The organism is Desulforhabdus amnigena, assembly GCF_027925305.1.
In the GTDB taxonomy this organism is placed as follows: domain Bacteria; phylum Desulfobacterota; class Syntrophobacteria; order Syntrophobacterales; family Syntrophobacteraceae; genus Desulforhabdus; species Desulforhabdus amnigena.
Genome location: NZ_BSDR01000001.1, coordinates 2394376 through 2408935 on the forward strand (window position 1 = coordinate 2394376; position 14560 = coordinate 2408935).

Here is a 14560-nt window from a genome sequence, read left to right on the forward strand (position 1 = left end):
ATTTCGCGCTGTGGGTGTTTAGGGAACCGGCGGATTCCAATATCCCGTTATTCACCACGGAGACACGGAGGGCACGGAGAATGCTTTAAAATTTTTATGGATTTCATCCACGATAGCATTGAAGAGGACTTTTGATCTTTTGATATAGGGAGAACGGCAATGGACACATCGTTGAAGGTCCTGAAGGTCGCTTTTGTGCACCTAGACGTCCGGTACAAAGATCCTGAGGCCAACCGGAAAAACCTGCTCCGGTTGAACCGGGAAGCGGCCATACAGGGAGCCAACCTCATTTTGAATACGGAAATGCCCCTGGCGGGCTATTCATTCTCTTCACGGGAGGACATTTCCGGTTACGTTGAATCGGAAAACGGTCCCACTCTGACCGAAATCAAGCGGCTGGCAAAAGAATACGGGACCTACATCGGAATGGGGCTTGCCGAGCACGATGAAGCGACGGGAATCTACTACAACAGCGCATTCGTGATCGATCCGGATGGCAGGCGGGTTTGCAGGTACCGCAAGATCAATGCGGAAATGCGCTGGGCATGCCCCGGAGACCCCAAGCAGAGCGGGACCTTCGATACCCCCTGGGGGCGGATAGGAGTCCTGATCTGCTCGGATTCCTACTATGGAATGATGCCGCGTTCCATGGCCATGCGAGGGGTTGACCTCCTGTGGGTGCCGGCCAACTGGCCTCCGAGCGGCCTCGACCCGCTGGAGCTCTGGAAGGGAAGAGCTATCGAAAATGGTTTTTTCATCGCCGCCTGCGGGCGTACGGGAAAAGACCGCATCATGGACTGCACCTCCGCGGTCTCCTGCGCGTTCGACCCGCAGGGCCGGGAGCTCTTCGCCGCATCCTCGGAAGAATCCCGGGTCTTCATGGTGGAAATTCCATTGAACGAAGTGGGAAGGCTTTCCAATGGATCACACCCCCAAACCCTGCAAGGCCGGAATCCCTCCCTCTATCGATCCATCTACCTGGACTTTCGCCTCATCGACGATCTTACGGCCCATTATGACCTGCCGCAGCCGGGACCATTGCATGTTCACTGCCTTGTTCCAGGCGGGGAAGACTGGGATCTCGAAACCTTCGAGAGGCAAATTACCGTCACAAAAAAGGAAGGCTCCAACCTCTTCGTGCTGCCCCCTCTTTCTTCTGCTCTCATGGATGCAAAGAGTTTGAAGTCCCTGGCCAGACAGCACGATGTCGCACTGGCCACATCCCTTTACAGTGGCGGACCGGCAGACAGCGTCTCTTCTTCGAGCGATGAGACACCGGGAAGGGAAAACCCTTCCGCCGTTCAGGTTTTGGTGACACCCGACACAACCTGTGAATGGCGCATCGAAGATACGGAGCATCCAAACGGCAAGTTTCCTTTTCCCACGGTTCATTACGGCCCGGCAAAACTGGGCATGGCCCCGTATGAACTGCTCTTGCATCCCGAACTGGCCGTCGCTTTTTCCAAGGAGGGATATGACCTGGTGGTCCTCTCGGAAAATCGATTGGACAGGACCCAACGTCTCCTTTGCGGAATCAGGACAATCGAAGGAATTGCCGTAGCCGCCTGCTCCCCGAACGGCGCGATCATCTCCATGGTCCCGAAAGGACACGAACGCTGGGAAGAGCAAAGCATCGAAGGTCCGGGAACCTGCTCCTACGCACTCGACACAGCGCGGATCAGGAAAAAGCGCTTTCAGGATCGAGTGGACTTCGAGCTTCTCCTGAGGACTTCCTGAGCGGCTTGGGAAGCGATTCGAGGAATACTCCACTTTAGAGCCTATCCGAAAACCTACCTAGGCAGCGGACACCCCCCCTTTAATTCCCCCCTCAAGGGGGGACCGAGGGGGGTGTCGCAAAGTCCACGGGGGGGGGCGGATAGGTTATTAGTACAGCTCCAGATTGAAGGTGAACAAAATGCACTTGCCGTCACCCCGGCGAAAGCCGGGGTCCAGAAAAGCTTAATTGACCTGGATTCCGACTTCCGTCGGAATGAGGATGGATAGCCTCCACCGATTTTGTACACTTGTTTGTGTGGGGCTGAAAAACAGGGATCAGGGATCGAAATCCATGAAAGAATACAAGCGTTTTATGAGACGAAACTGGCGGTTGCGGTATTGTTTTCTTATGGCTCTCTTTTGTCTGACCTTCCTGGGATCCGCTTTGGGATCTGCGGCTTCACTCTTTGCCTATCCTGTCAGTCTGACGGATTCCGGGGGAAATACCATCATCTTGGAGCGGAAACCCCAAAACGTGATTTCCCTTGTCCCCGCGATCACCGAGATCATTTTTGCTCTGGGTGAGGGTGAATCCATCAAGGGAATCACTTATCACGACACCTGTCCACCCGGTGAAAATCAAAAGAGCATCGTGGGAGGATTCTTCGCTCCGTCACCGGATCGAATGGAAGCCCTTGGACCCGATCTGATCTTTGTCTCTTCCCTGCACAGGGAAATCCAAAACCGCTTTTCTCATGAAAACTGTCGAATGATTCAGCTGGAGTCTCATTCCATTGATCAGCTCTATGAAAACATTCGCTCTTTGGGATTGATCTTCGAGAAGACCCGTGAGGCGGAAGCAATCATTGAGGGGATTCAAAACCAGCTGCGGCTCGTTGCTCAAAAAATCGACAAGATCCCGGGCAGTCAAAGAAAAAGAGTTATTCGGCTCATGGGGCGGGACCGCGTGATGACACCGGGGGACGACTCCTTCCAGAACGCATTCATCCGTGCCGCGGGAGGCATTCCTCCTGAACTCGGCAAAAAGGGAAACGTGGTGGATGTTTCCCTCGAGGAATGGACGCGTTTCAATCCCCAGGTGATCTATGGCTGCAATGGAGACCGGGAGGTTGCCGGGAAGTTTTTTTCCCAGCCGGGTTGGAAGGATGTGGAAGCCGTCCGTACGGGCAGGATTTTCTATCTGCCCTGTGAACTGACGTGCCGCGCTTCGGTGCGTTCAGGCGATTTTGTCCAGGGACTCGCGTCCCTGGTTTACGAAGAGGAATTTTCCTCCGTCCGGAACAGGGTCCTCGAGGAAAAGCGTGTTCAAAGCAAGCCCATAGAGCTCCCTTTGGATTACGTCCGGTCGGCGAGAGTGGATGAAAGCAACATCTTCGATTTTCCGAACAAGACCTTGACGATTGAATTCAGGAGACCCATGGGGGTCACCTCCACCCTTGAAGGAGAGCGCGAAAAGATCATCGCCGTCGGCAACCACTATTCTTCTCCCCCGTGCTGGAGCATCGAACACAGGCTGGGTCTCGAAAAGAGCAGGGAACGCATCTACAAGGCGATCGGGAGGTCGAAAAAGGACAGCTGCTTTCTTTTTACCGGTGCAGACATGGGGAATTTGAGTGTTCAAAAGGCGCAATTCAAAGAGATGACCGTGTATGCCCTGGTGACGGCGGGTGTGGAGACCAACGCCGTACGCATGTCGGTAGACGAAGGGCTTTTCTACGAACCGGGCACCATCAACGTGATTCTCATGACCAATATGAAACTCTCCCCCAAGGCGAGGGCGAGAGCGGTCATCAGCGCGACGGAAGGCAAAACGGCGGCAATGCAGGACCTGGACATTCGAAGTTCCGTCAGCCCCCTGAAGAGTCAGGCGACAGGGACCGGCACGGATGAGGTCCTTGTGGTCGAAGGAGAAGGCAAGCCCATCGACAATACAGGGGGACACTGCAAGATGGGGGAATTGATTGCAAAAACCGTTTACGACGGAGTGAAGGAAGCGGTCTACCGGCAAAATGGAATCCTGCTCCAGCGCAGTATCTTTCAGAAGCTCCGGGAAAGACACATCAACCCCAATGGACTTCTGAGGGAATGCGGTTGCCTTGGTCAAGGAAACGATGAACGCGCCAATATCGCCCGGTTCGAGGCCATTTTGCTGCAGCCTCGATACGCCGCCTTCCTGGAATCGGCCTTTGCCCTCAGCGATGCCTACGAAAGGGGACTGATTACGGACCTCGGCGCCTTCGAAGCGTATTGTCGCACCGTTTCCGAGGAAATTGCAGGGCATAGGACAGAAAATTGGACCGACAGAATAACCTCCGAGGAGATCCCTATTGTTCTCAGAATGTCTCTCAACGCCTTGCTGAATGGAATGGTGCTGAAAAACGAGCAACCGCAACAATGATGGCCCCGAAAGTCCGCCACTGAGAAACTCTCTGAAAATTCTCCCCTTGAGGAGATTGGCGTCAGGTTAAGTAAGGCCGCTCAACCGTAAGAGGCTGTCTGAAAATTCCTCTGCTTGAAAGTCGAACCTGCTTCGATTCCCCCCTTGAGGGGGGCCAAAGGGGGGGTGTTTTTCTGGTTCGCGAAACCTTGGCCCCCTGCCCCCCCCTCAAGGGGGGAATTTTCAGACATCCTATGAAGGTTAAAATCCCTCCTTGAAGGGGGACAGGGGGGTGTAACGCTCTGAAAACATCCCATTTCAATCCCCCCTTCCACTCAAGGGGCCTCCCAAAACAGGTTGGGAGGTGTCCCCCCAGTTGGGTCCAGTCAATTATCTCTTTAGTCACTGAAAAAATCCGTGATCTCCTGATGGACAATCCCTCTGAATAGCCATATTTTTGTTGTATATTATTCTTTCTTGACCCGAAATTTTCCTGCCGACAGTTTTATTGATTGGGATGAAATGCCAACAGAACCCAGTAACTATTCAAAATCCAAGTTTGTTGGGTTACCGCCTCCCTGGATAACTACTCGAATTGAGTAACAACCGATGGATTTTGTCCTCCAGCCCCACAGCGCAACGGCAAGCGGGTCTGCAACCTGGGCGGTTTGTAAGATTAATCGAATTGAGATGGGTCTATGTCTATGGTTAAAGGCTGACCTTAGGGATTGTAAAAGAACTATTTCCCGGTTTCTCCTGGATTCCGGTTTTCGCCGGAATCCGGTCTTTTTTGAAGAAATACGGAACTTGTTTTTCTAAGGGCCCTTAGTCCATTTCAAGGGCTGACCCCGGTGATTGTAAAAGAACTATTTCCCGGTTTCTCCTGGATTCCGGTTTTCGCCGGAATCCGGTCTTTTTTGAAGAAATACGGAACTTGTTTTTCTAAGGGCCCTTAGTCCATTTCAAGGGCTGACCCCGGTGACTGACCCCGGTGACTTGGTCATGTACGATCCTGTCAAAAGAGCAATAGACACCGCAAAGATCGCCTGCCGGGAAGATCTGAGGAAATATTCTCGCTTCAGGCCGGCAAGATTCTATGGAGGAATAGCCACGGCAGACTGCGTGGGGTGCTGCCTTCAATGCATCTTCTGCTGGTCCTATGATAGTGTGGTGAGACCGCAGGCCATCGGGGAGTTCTACTCTCCTGAAGAAGTTGCTCGAAAGCTCGTCGGCATCGCCGGAAAGAAAGGCTTTCATCAGGTGAGAATCAGCGGAGGCGAGCCGACCCTCTCAAAGGTACATCTCCTCAAGGTTCTCGACCTCATCCCCAAAGATATCCGGTTCATACTCGAGACCAACGGGATCCTCATCGGCCATGACGAGAAATATGCCAGGGCTTTGGCAAGTTATGAAAACCTCCATGTCAGGGTGAGCCTCAAGGGAACGAATGAGGAGGAGTTCTCACGCCTGACGGGAGCAATACCTGCCGGTTTCGAATTGCAGTTGAGAGCCCTGGAGAATCTCATCCGAGCCGGGGTATCGACTCACGCCGCAGCGATGGTGAGCTTCTCTTCACCGGAGGACGTTGAGAGGCTTGGAAAAAGACTTGCTCGAATATCACAGGAACTGGGGGAAATGGAAATCGAAGAGCTTGTGTTTTTCAACCCAGGTGTAGAGGAGAGGCTGAAGCGTGCAAAGGTGCGCTATCGCACATCCTATCGCCCCGACAGCATCCCACCCGAGCAAATCTGAGTTCGGCATCCCCCGGTGTCACCCTGAATACCAATGATCATTCCATTATGGCGCGAGGCTTTTCTCATCATAGCCGAGGATCTCGTCTGCACCGCATATTTGGCCGAAAGAATTGCTGGATTGTTTCTGCCGAGCTGTACCGCTTGCAGGTCCGGCTTTGCAGACATCGTCGAAGAATTTCGTAATGGTATCAATATTTCGACTTCCAGGGTATCACACCGCGAACGCCCCCGGTCGGATCTTCAACATCGCCTGTATTGCGCGGAATGAGATGGATGTGGACATGGGGAATGGTTTGCCCTGCGGCCGTGTTTACATTGATTCCGATGTTAAAGCCGTCCGGGTGATATTCTTTAGCGAGATATTCTTTTGCCCGCCACAAGAGACGCATGAGATCCTCCACCTCGTCTTGGTGTAGATCAAAGAAGTTGCTGACATGGCGTCTTGGGATGACGAGAAGATGGCCAGGGTTGACAGGAAATGCGTCAAAGACAGCGTAGGAGAGGTTGGACTCGATCACACACTTGCGATTCTCGAGTTGACAGAAAGGGCATTCTTCAGGGGTTAAGGCGCGCATAGTATGTTTCGATCCCTTTCTTACAGGCGCGATGAGGTTCTTCAATGTCCTCTGGAGCGAGTTGCTTCCAAAGCGAGGGCTTCATTTCGATAAGGGCCAAATCCCGCCCATAACGGAAATAGTGTCGTCTCTCGAATTCCTCGAACGGCATAGAAAGCAATACCTGCTTTACTTCATCAAGAATGAGGTTGTCGACATCCACCATCCGCATACCCGGCTTCTCGACAGCAAGACCTTGCTCTTTCCGGTTTTTATAGAATTCCCAGAATGTTTTCAAAACATCGACAACCTTCGTGTGGCCATTTTTATCGCAAACCGATTGGAGCGATGCAAGGAGTACACTCAAAAGGGACGGTAGCGCCGCCGTGGAAGGCGGCGCTACCGAATATTGGATCATCGAAATGATTCATGTCGTTCCAATGACCTCCAAACCCGGACTTCCACTCGCTGATTTTCGGATTCGGCAGTCGTTTCAAAAGAGCCGTACCCATCAAATATGACATTGTAGAATTGACTGAAGGGTAGTCATAATCAGAATCAGACGCTGATAAACGTTGACGCGCACTGATCTTCGCCAGAAATTGCGCCCATCGCCCTGCCGAGAGTTGATACAAATTGCCAAACCGGCACCAATATTTTATGATCCTGATACTTCCCCGCCAGACCATATCGCCCGTTTTTCCGCACATCCCCTCCGATATGTCCGTTGAAAGCCGGGAAGTATAGAAGCTTCAAGTCGATGAGATTCACTGAATACAGAACAGAGGAAAATTTGTCGCCGCAAGAAAGGATATGGGAGGCCGCACGCAGCCTGGGGGAAGAGGAAGCCCAGGTACTGGAGCTGCTTTACGGCTTCGGCGGAAGGTCCTGTTCCACCCCGGAAGAGGTGAGCCGGGCCCTCGGCTGCCCTCCTGAAGCAGTTTTGAAAATGGAGACCGGCGCCATCAGGAGGCTGAGGCATCCCAGGGTGCTTAGATCCATTGTTCAAGCCCTGGACGATGCCGTCGAGGAGATATGGCGCGCATTGGCCGGGCCCAATCGCCTGCTTTTCAAGAGTGAACTCCAGCCCACAATCGAAGAACATCTCCCCGGGGAGCTTCGTGTGGCCGTTAAGGTCCGGTACGAAGCCATCCAACCCTGGCTCGAGGAGCATACCTGTGAAACGCCCGGGGCGTGGTACCGCGGCCGGTATTCCTGCGACGAACTGCTGCATGCCATTGCCCGCATCGAAACGATCCATAGCGAAATATGCCTTCCCACCCCCCTTTCGTTTCTCTCACAGCTCCTTGAAATGGACCTGGAGCTTTTGATACCGGCCATCAAGCTGGCTGATTCCTCCTCCATCTACAGGGGATACCTCTCGAACTCCTCTATGGGGGAACGGGTCTCAAGAGCTGTCGATATCCACCTGCTGTTCGCATCCAAATACATACACGAATGTGTCACCCTTGGACGCCTTACCAAGGAGTACAATCTCCTCCACCCGAACGATGCGCTGGGACCCGACGAAGTGGAGACCGTACTGAACACAAGTTCCCATCTTTTCCGTGACGCGGGTTGGATGGGCTGGTGCGCCACCGGGCTTCCGAAAGAGGACCTCTCTTACATCAACTCCGGCCCTCCTTCCACTCCGCTCGATCCGGATGGCCGTATCTCGAGACACCAGGCGAAGAGAAGCGATGAGCTATCCAAAACGGACCCGTTGGACCTGATCCGGCAGATCCTGGAGGAAGGCCCCTGCCACGTTTCCGAGCTCGATCGCCGGTTTGAAGAAAAGAGCTCCAGTGCTTTCGGCCCCAAAATGTTGACTGGGTACCTCAAGGCTTCAGAGGATTTCATCATCCTCGCTCCGGAAATTTTTGCTCTCAAAGACCACCTGAGCGACCCGGCAATCCTGCAGGGCGCTCTTCCCTTCCTCTTCACACCGAGGCACTGCCGCCTCTACACCCTCTTCCGTCATGCCGGAGAGCCCATGGATGCCTACCCTTTGTGGCCACTCATGGGTGAACAGCGGCTCTGCGGCTGGGCGGAAAGCCATGTTGAACGCAAGCTCTTTTCATCCCTGTTGGCTATAGCGGAACCCCAAAAGTGGGAAGCACCTCGAGCGTTCAGGGACATCTGGTCTTTCAAGAAGCAATGCATCGGCCGACACTATCACATCGCTCTCAATGTAAAGAAATCTGCCTGGAAACTGCGTCCCGCACTCCATGATCTCTTTGCCATTGCATTGTGTACGCAGCAATGGGGTTACATCAACTGGCTGAGAATCGAGCAAATCCTGAGACCGCAGCTCCTTCACCAGATCCACGACCAAACCGCCGTACCCCTCCTGGCGCTCATGATTGCCTCGAACATTGTGGGTCCAGCGGATCACTGGCAGAAAATGCACCGTTTGAACCCGGAAGCCGAACCTCTCCTCACCATGATGTCTCATGAACTCCAAAAAAAGGGAAATATTCTGTGGGAAGACGATGCAGGACGCCGCTTGATGGAACGTCTCAAGAGCGGCTGCGGGACGACGGACCTCGGGTGGGTCGATCCGGCTCAAATGGGGAATCTGCTGAGATCACTGCGGAAGAAATGAGTCGAAAGAACGCGCAAGCGCCTAGCGGATTCACTCAATTCTTTCGAGAAGGTTTGCTCTCTCGATGCATCCGGCGTATAAAGAAAAAGGTCATCATCCTTCAGCCCCCCTTTGAAGGGGGATGAAGAATGATGTGTGCCTGCCCACCCCCTCTGCCTCCCCTCGAAGGGGGAATTGGGGCGTTCAAGGATAAGCTCCCTCCAATCCTTGCCATGAGGGTTGATTTCATCCGGTGAATCAGCGGAGGATAAAAATGGATGTCGTGTTTCTCTCCAGGCTGCAGTTCGGTTTGACCACCGCCTTTCATATTATCTTTCCCACCCTGACGATAGGTCTTGCCCTCTACCTGGTCATCGTCGAATTCCTCTGGCTGAAAACCCGGGAAGAGATCTATTACCGCATGTACCGGTTTTGGGTGAAGATCTTCGCGATTCACTTCGCTGTGGGCGTTGTTACGGGAATCACTCTGGAATTCGAATTTGGGACCAATTTCGCCCGCTTTTCCCAGGCGGTGGCGAATGTGATCGCTCCCCTCCTTGCCTACGAAGGAATGACGGCCTTCTTCCTGGAGGCTGGATTTCTGGGCATTATGCTCTTCGGGTGGAACAGGGTTCCACGCGTCATCCATTTTCTCTCCACCTGTCTTGTAGCGCTCGGAGCGACCCTCTCCTCCTTTTGGATCATGGCGGCGAACTCCTGGATGCAGACGCCTGCGGGCTATGAACTGGTGGACGGCAAATTCATGGTCACCGACTTCTGGAAGGCGATTTTCAATCCATCCTTCCCCACGCACCTGATCCACATGGTGCTGGCATCCTACGAGACAGCGGCCTTCGTCGTGGCGGGAATCAGCGCCTATTTCCTGCTTCGGGAAAAAGACGTGCTCTTTTACCGCAAGTCGCTCAAGCTCGCGTTCCTCCTGGCTGTGATGATCGCTCCCCTGCAGGTTTTCGTGGGAGATCAGAAAGGGCTCGTCGTAGCGCACCACCAGCCGGCCAAACTGGCTGCCATGGAATCCCACTGGGAAACCAACACAGAGGGAGGCGCCCCCTTTGTGCTCTTCGCCATACCCGATATGGAGGCGGAAAGAAACCGTTTCGAAGTCACTGTGCCCAATGGCCTCAGCCTCCTCATCACCCACTCGATGAACGGCAAAATCCAGGGGCTCAAGGACTTCCCTCCCCAGGATCGCCCTAATGCACTCATCACCTATTGGACGTTTCGAATCATGGTGGGAATAGGGTTTCTCTTTCCGGCCGTCATGCTCTGGGGGATCGTTCTCTGGTGGCGCAACAGGCTCTTCGACACTCCCCTTTTCCTGAAAACCCTGGTAGCCATACAGCCCCTCGGTTTCATCGCCACCGTCTCCGGTTGGGTCACCGCTGAAATGGGTCGCCAGCCGTGGGTCGTCTATGGGCTGCTGCGGACTACCGATGGAGTTTCTCCCATTGCGGCGGGAAACGTGATCTGGTCCCTGACGCTTTTCATGTTTTTCTTCGCCCTCATCGGAGCGAGCTACTTTTTCTATGTTTTGAGGACTCTTCGGCGGGGTCCGGACCTCACCAGTCCCATTCCACCGGTGCAAAGACCCGCGGGCATGCGGCCCGTCAAGGATTCAATGTAATATCAGGTTTACAGATAATGTAGGATTTAGGGAGTTGGCAGATTCCAATATTCCATTACTCACTATTCACCACGGAGACACGGAGGGCACGGAGAAGATTTTGGAATTCTTATGGAATCCTTCTGCGATCTTTGTGCCTCCTTGGTAAACGGGGATTTCAAGAGCGACTCACTCCCTTATGGAGGTCGATAGATGGATCTGGTTCATTTGTGGCTCTGCCTGGTCGGACTCGTCATCATTCTCTATGTGGTTCTCGACGGTTTCAGTTTGGGTGTGGGCATGCTTTTTCCCACTGCCCGAAACGAGGAAGAACGCGATGTGCTCATGAACAGCATCGCTCCCATCTGGGATGCAAATCAGACATGGCTCGTATTTGGCGGCGGGGCGCTTTTTGCGACCTTTCCCATGGTGTATACGATTCTTTTTAGCGCCCTCTACATTCCTCTCCTCACCTTCATTTTCGGACTGATCTTCCGGGGGGTTGCTTTCGAATTCCGGGCCAACTCCACAAGAAAGACCAAATGGAACAGGGCCTTCTTCCTGGGAAGCGTAGTAGCGGTATTCGCTCAGGGGATCACCCTGGGCGGGTATATTTCCGGAACCACCGTGGTGGACGGTCATTTCGCGGGAGGTCCTTTCGACTGGCTCCATGCCTTTTCCGTCATGGTCGGCCTGGCGCTCATCGCCGGCTACAGTCTTTTGGGGGCCACTTATCTCATCATCAAGACCACCGGAACCGTGCAGGAACGCGCCCGCCGCCAGGCCTTTTGGCTGGCCCTGGTAGTGGGAGGGTTCATGCTCCTGGTGAGCGTTTGGACGCCGGTTCACGATCCCTCCATTCCGGCCCGGTGGTTCAGTGTTCCCCGCGTCTATTTCATCTGGACCTTCCCTCTGCTGGGGGTCGTTGCGTTTTTTACACTTCTGAAAAGCCTGATGGCGAAAAAATCCGTCACGCCTTTCCTGAGTGCGATAGTGCTTTTCATATCCGCTTACCTGGGCTTGCTCGCAGCCCTCTATCCCTATGCCATCCCGCCTGCCGTCACGGTTCTCGAGGCCGCATCCCAGCGGGAAACCCTCATCTTCACCCTTTGGGGGGCATGCCTGGTCCTGCCGGTGGTACTCGGTTACACCATCTACAGCTACTGGGTGTTTCGGGGCAAAGTGGTGGCTGAAGAAGGCTACCATTAGTCTTGCAAAGGGCTAGTCCAGCTCCAATTCGATTTCTTCAAAAACATCTTCCATGCTGTACAGAAATTTATCCGCCTGAGCAAGGTCCCAGTCGGCAATACTCTTCTCGATGCTCTTATGGAGATTCTTGAGCTTCCCATGATATTTCAGGAGCACTTCTCCGAGCCTTGTCCCTTCATGGCGATAAAGGAGCTGATCCAGTTCTCCGGTCAATTCATAAAGAGAGGGATTCCGGAGCGGCCGGGCCGGGTCGAAACGCCCCAGGTGGCGCGCCAGGTGGGGATAAGTCCTTTCCAGGTCCGGTTCATAATGGGGCCGGACCGTGACGGTCAACTGCATATACTTGCTCATGGCCGATCTCCTTATCGAGACGCCCCAGGTGGCGCGCCAGGTGGGGATAAGTCCTTTCCAGGTCCGGTTCATAATGGGGCCGGACCGTGACGGTCAACTGCATATACTTGCTCATGGCCGATCTCCTTTTAAAAAATGGAAGTCTCATCCTCTTGGACTGTTTTTACATCATTATGCTTTATGGCGATATGAAAATCAGGGGATGGCCGTCAGGCTTTTCCATCCCGTTTTTATCCGCAGATTACGCAGATTTTCGCAGATTAAAAATGAGTGACGCGGCCAACAGGTTGTCCGTGTCACCCCTGGAAATAGCCACGTAATTATGGAACTCCGCTGCAAGTTGATTCTTCCGTCTCTACGTCTTATATGATGCTGAAGATAAGCGATTTTTTCTTTAAGCCCAAGATTTCGGAGTTCCGAAATTTAAAACGGAATGCCCTCTTTGTCGCATTCCCCGACATGGCTCTCGACAGATGAAAAACCAACACCATGAAAGGAGGGTAATGGTATGTTGTTTTGTTTTAATGCAGGAGAAGTCTTTCAGTTGGCCATCGATATGGAAGGAAATGGGATCGGATTTTATGAGAAGGCTCAGAAACTCATAGAAGATGCCGAGGTGAAAGAGCTTTTTTCCCTGCTCATTCAAGAAAACAGGGAACACAAAAGGTATTTTGAAGAACTCAAGGCTGATCTGCCAGGGGAACTGGTCCGCCCTACGGTGAGTGATCTCGACAACGAACTCGATGCTTACCTCAAGGCCATGGCCGATCAGCATGTTTTTAACGACATGGATAAATTGAACGCTCAACTGGCCGAAGCCCGAACGGTTGCGGATGCCGTCAAGCTGGCCCTGCAATGCGAAAAGGATTGCGTAATTTTCTATCTCAGCATGCTGGATGCCACATGCGAAGGAAAGGCGCGCGACCTTGTCAATCTTCTCATCAAGGAAAAACAGGAGCACGTGAGGCGGCTCTCTCTTCAATTCCAGAAGTGTTCAGAAGTTGGCAACGAGTGTCTGTTGAGCTGGCCGGCATAGCTGCCCGGAGCGGGACGGACATCCCGCCGCGGGACTCAATTTGAGGATCATGAATGCAGGCAGATGTTGTCGTCATCGGAGCAGGCGCTTCAGGACTCATGTGCGCCATGGAGGCGGGAAAAAGGGGCCGGTCGGTTCTTGTTTTGGAACATACAGAAAGAACAGGCAGCAAAATTCGTATCTCTGGGGGAGGGCTCTGCAATTTCACCAATAGAAATGTTAGCCGTGAGAATTATATATCAACAAATCCCCATTTCACCACCTCGGCCCTCTCCCGGTTCACGCCGGGTGATTTCATCTCCTTGATAGAAAAACACAAGATCAAATATCACGAACGGGAAGGGGGGCAGCTCTTCTGCAACGAAAGCGCACAAGAGATCATCGACATGCTCCAGGCGGAGTGTCAAAAGGCATCGGTAAAGTTCGTCATGCGCTGCAAGATATCGAAAGTTGAGAAAGCCGAACGCTTTTTTGTTGCAACAAACCGTGGAGTTTTCGAAACCGGGTCCCTCGTCATTGCCACCGGGGGGCTGGCCGCACCGAAGGTAGGAGCGACAAACTTCGGGTATCTGACGGCAAAACAGTTCGGGCTGAAAGTCACTCCATTGAAGCCCGCCCTCACTCCACTCCTGTTTAGTCCAAAGGACCAGGAGATTTTCGGGAGTTTGAGCGGCATTTCCATGAAGGCGGCCGTGAGCTATGGGGCAAAAGAGTTCATGGGGAGCGTTCTCTTTACACACAAGGGACTCAGCGGCCCGGCCATTCTGCAGATTTCATCCTATTGGGATGAAAGGGGGGACATCACCCTTGATCTCCTCCCCGGCATCGACACGCACACGATGCTCCTGGAAAAGCGCGGCAGCAGAATGCTCCTCGGCACATTGCTGGATCAGCACCTGCCGGCACGTTTTGCAAAGAAATGGTGCGATCTTCACTTCGAGTCCAAACCGCTCAATCAGTACTCGCCAAGAGAACTCCATGCCGTCGCCGCTGCCTTGCATCATTGGCGAATAAGACCCGCTCGCACCGACGGTTTCAGCAAGGCAGAAGTCACCCTGGGCGGGGTCGATACAAACGAACTTTCCTCCAAGACAATGGAATCGAAGAAAGTGCAGGGGCTCTATTTTCTGGGAGAGGTCGTGGATGTGACGGGACAGCTTGGAGGATATAATCTCCACTGGGCCTGGGCCTCCGGATATGCGGCTGGTCAGTACGTCTGAGAGGCTATAGAAGATCCAGACTGTTGTCATGTAAATTCTCATTCCGGGGCGGCACCCTTGAACGATGAAAATCCATTTCCCCAGGTAACTTTCGGCCCTATTGATCCAGGAGGA

At 53.3% G+C, this 14560-nt stretch carries 12 protein-coding genes; 8 read left to right on the plus strand and 4 right to left on the minus strand.

What is annotated here, in order from left to right; all coding sequences use genetic code 11:
* The first annotated feature begins 159 nt into the window (after positions 1–159).
* From QMG16_RS10205 to QMG16_RS10215, 3 genes are all read left to right on the plus strand, one after another.
* Entirely contained in the window at positions 160–1737 is a 1578-nt protein-coding gene (locus tag QMG16_RS10205) for a carbon-nitrogen hydrolase family protein (RefSeq protein WP_281793997.1), read from the plus strand.
* A 331-nt stretch (positions 1738–2068) separates the two neighbouring features.
* Positions 2069–4135, plus strand: a complete 2067-nt coding sequence (locus QMG16_RS10210; protein ID WP_281793998.1) for an adenosylcobinamide amidohydrolase — start codon at positions 2069–2071, stop codon at positions 4133–4135.
* Between the two features lie 957 nt (positions 4136–5092).
* A complete protein-coding gene (locus tag QMG16_RS10215) occupies positions 5093–5866 on the plus strand; it encodes a radical SAM protein (RefSeq protein ID WP_281793999.1) in 774 nt (257 codons plus the stop codon).
* A gap of 190 nt (positions 5867–6056) precedes the next feature.
* On the opposite strand, the gene QMG16_RS10220 is transcribed toward QMG16_RS10215, so the two are convergent.
* Together QMG16_RS10220 and QMG16_RS10225 are read right to left on the minus strand one after the other, a co-directional pair.
* Positions 6057–6443, minus strand: a complete 387-nt coding sequence (locus QMG16_RS10220) for an HIT family protein (RefSeq protein ID WP_281794000.1) — start codon at positions 6441–6443, stop codon at positions 6057–6059.
* The gene (locus tag QMG16_RS10225; protein ID WP_281794001.1) at positions 6424–6840 is read right to left on the minus strand and encodes a hypothetical protein; all 417 of its coding nucleotides are present in this window, start codon (positions 6838–6840) and stop codon (positions 6424–6426) included. Before QMG16_RS10225 ends, QMG16_RS10220 begins: the two co-directional genes overlap by 20 nt.
* Before the next feature lie 375 nt (positions 6841–7215).
* Between QMG16_RS10225 and QMG16_RS10230 the strand changes: the two genes are divergently transcribed.
* The 3 genes from QMG16_RS10230 (at position 7216) to cydB (ending at position 11839) form a co-directional block, all read left to right on the plus strand.
* A complete protein-coding gene (locus QMG16_RS10230) occupies positions 7216–9027 on the plus strand; it encodes a sigma-70 family RNA polymerase sigma factor (RefSeq protein ID WP_281794002.1) in 1812 nt (603 codons plus the stop codon).
* A gap of 253 nt (positions 9028–9280) precedes the next feature.
* The gene (locus tag QMG16_RS10235) at positions 9281–10651 is read left to right on the plus strand and encodes a cytochrome ubiquinol oxidase subunit I (RefSeq protein WP_281794003.1); all 1371 of its coding nucleotides are present in this window, start codon (positions 9281–9283) and stop codon (positions 10649–10651) included.
* A gap of 192 nt (positions 10652–10843) precedes the next feature.
* Positions 10844–11839: a cytochrome d ubiquinol oxidase subunit II gene (gene cydB, locus QMG16_RS10240; protein WP_281794005.1), complete on the plus strand. Its 996-nt coding sequence runs from the start codon at positions 10844–10846 to the stop codon at positions 11837–11839.
* A gap of 12 nt (positions 11840–11851) precedes the next feature.
* On the opposite strand, the gene QMG16_RS10245 is transcribed toward cydB, so the two are convergent.
* Together QMG16_RS10245 and QMG16_RS10250 are read right to left on the minus strand one after the other, a co-directional pair.
* Positions 11852–12190, minus strand: coding sequence for a hypothetical protein (locus QMG16_RS10245; RefSeq protein WP_281794006.1), 339 nt, complete (start codon positions 12188–12190; stop codon positions 11852–11854).
* Positions 12144–12305, minus strand: a complete 162-nt coding sequence (locus tag QMG16_RS10250; protein ID WP_281794007.1) for a hypothetical protein — start codon at positions 12303–12305, stop codon at positions 12144–12146. The genes QMG16_RS10245 and QMG16_RS10250 overlap by 47 nt, the downstream gene beginning before the upstream one ends.
* Positions 12306–12698: 393 nt before the next feature.
* Here QMG16_RS10250 and QMG16_RS10255 point away from each other — a divergent pair, with 393 nt between their 5' ends.
* Complete coding sequence (locus QMG16_RS10255) at positions 12699–13226, plus strand: ferritin-like domain-containing protein (RefSeq protein WP_281794009.1); 528 nt, start codon at positions 12699–12701, stop codon at positions 13224–13226.
* Positions 13227–13279: 53 nt separating this feature from the next.
* A complete protein-coding gene (locus QMG16_RS10260) occupies positions 13280–14446 on the plus strand; it encodes a BaiN/RdsA family NAD(P)/FAD-dependent oxidoreductase (RefSeq protein ID WP_281794010.1) in 1167 nt (388 codons plus the stop codon).
* The last annotated feature ends 114 nt before the right edge of the window (positions 14447–14560 follow it).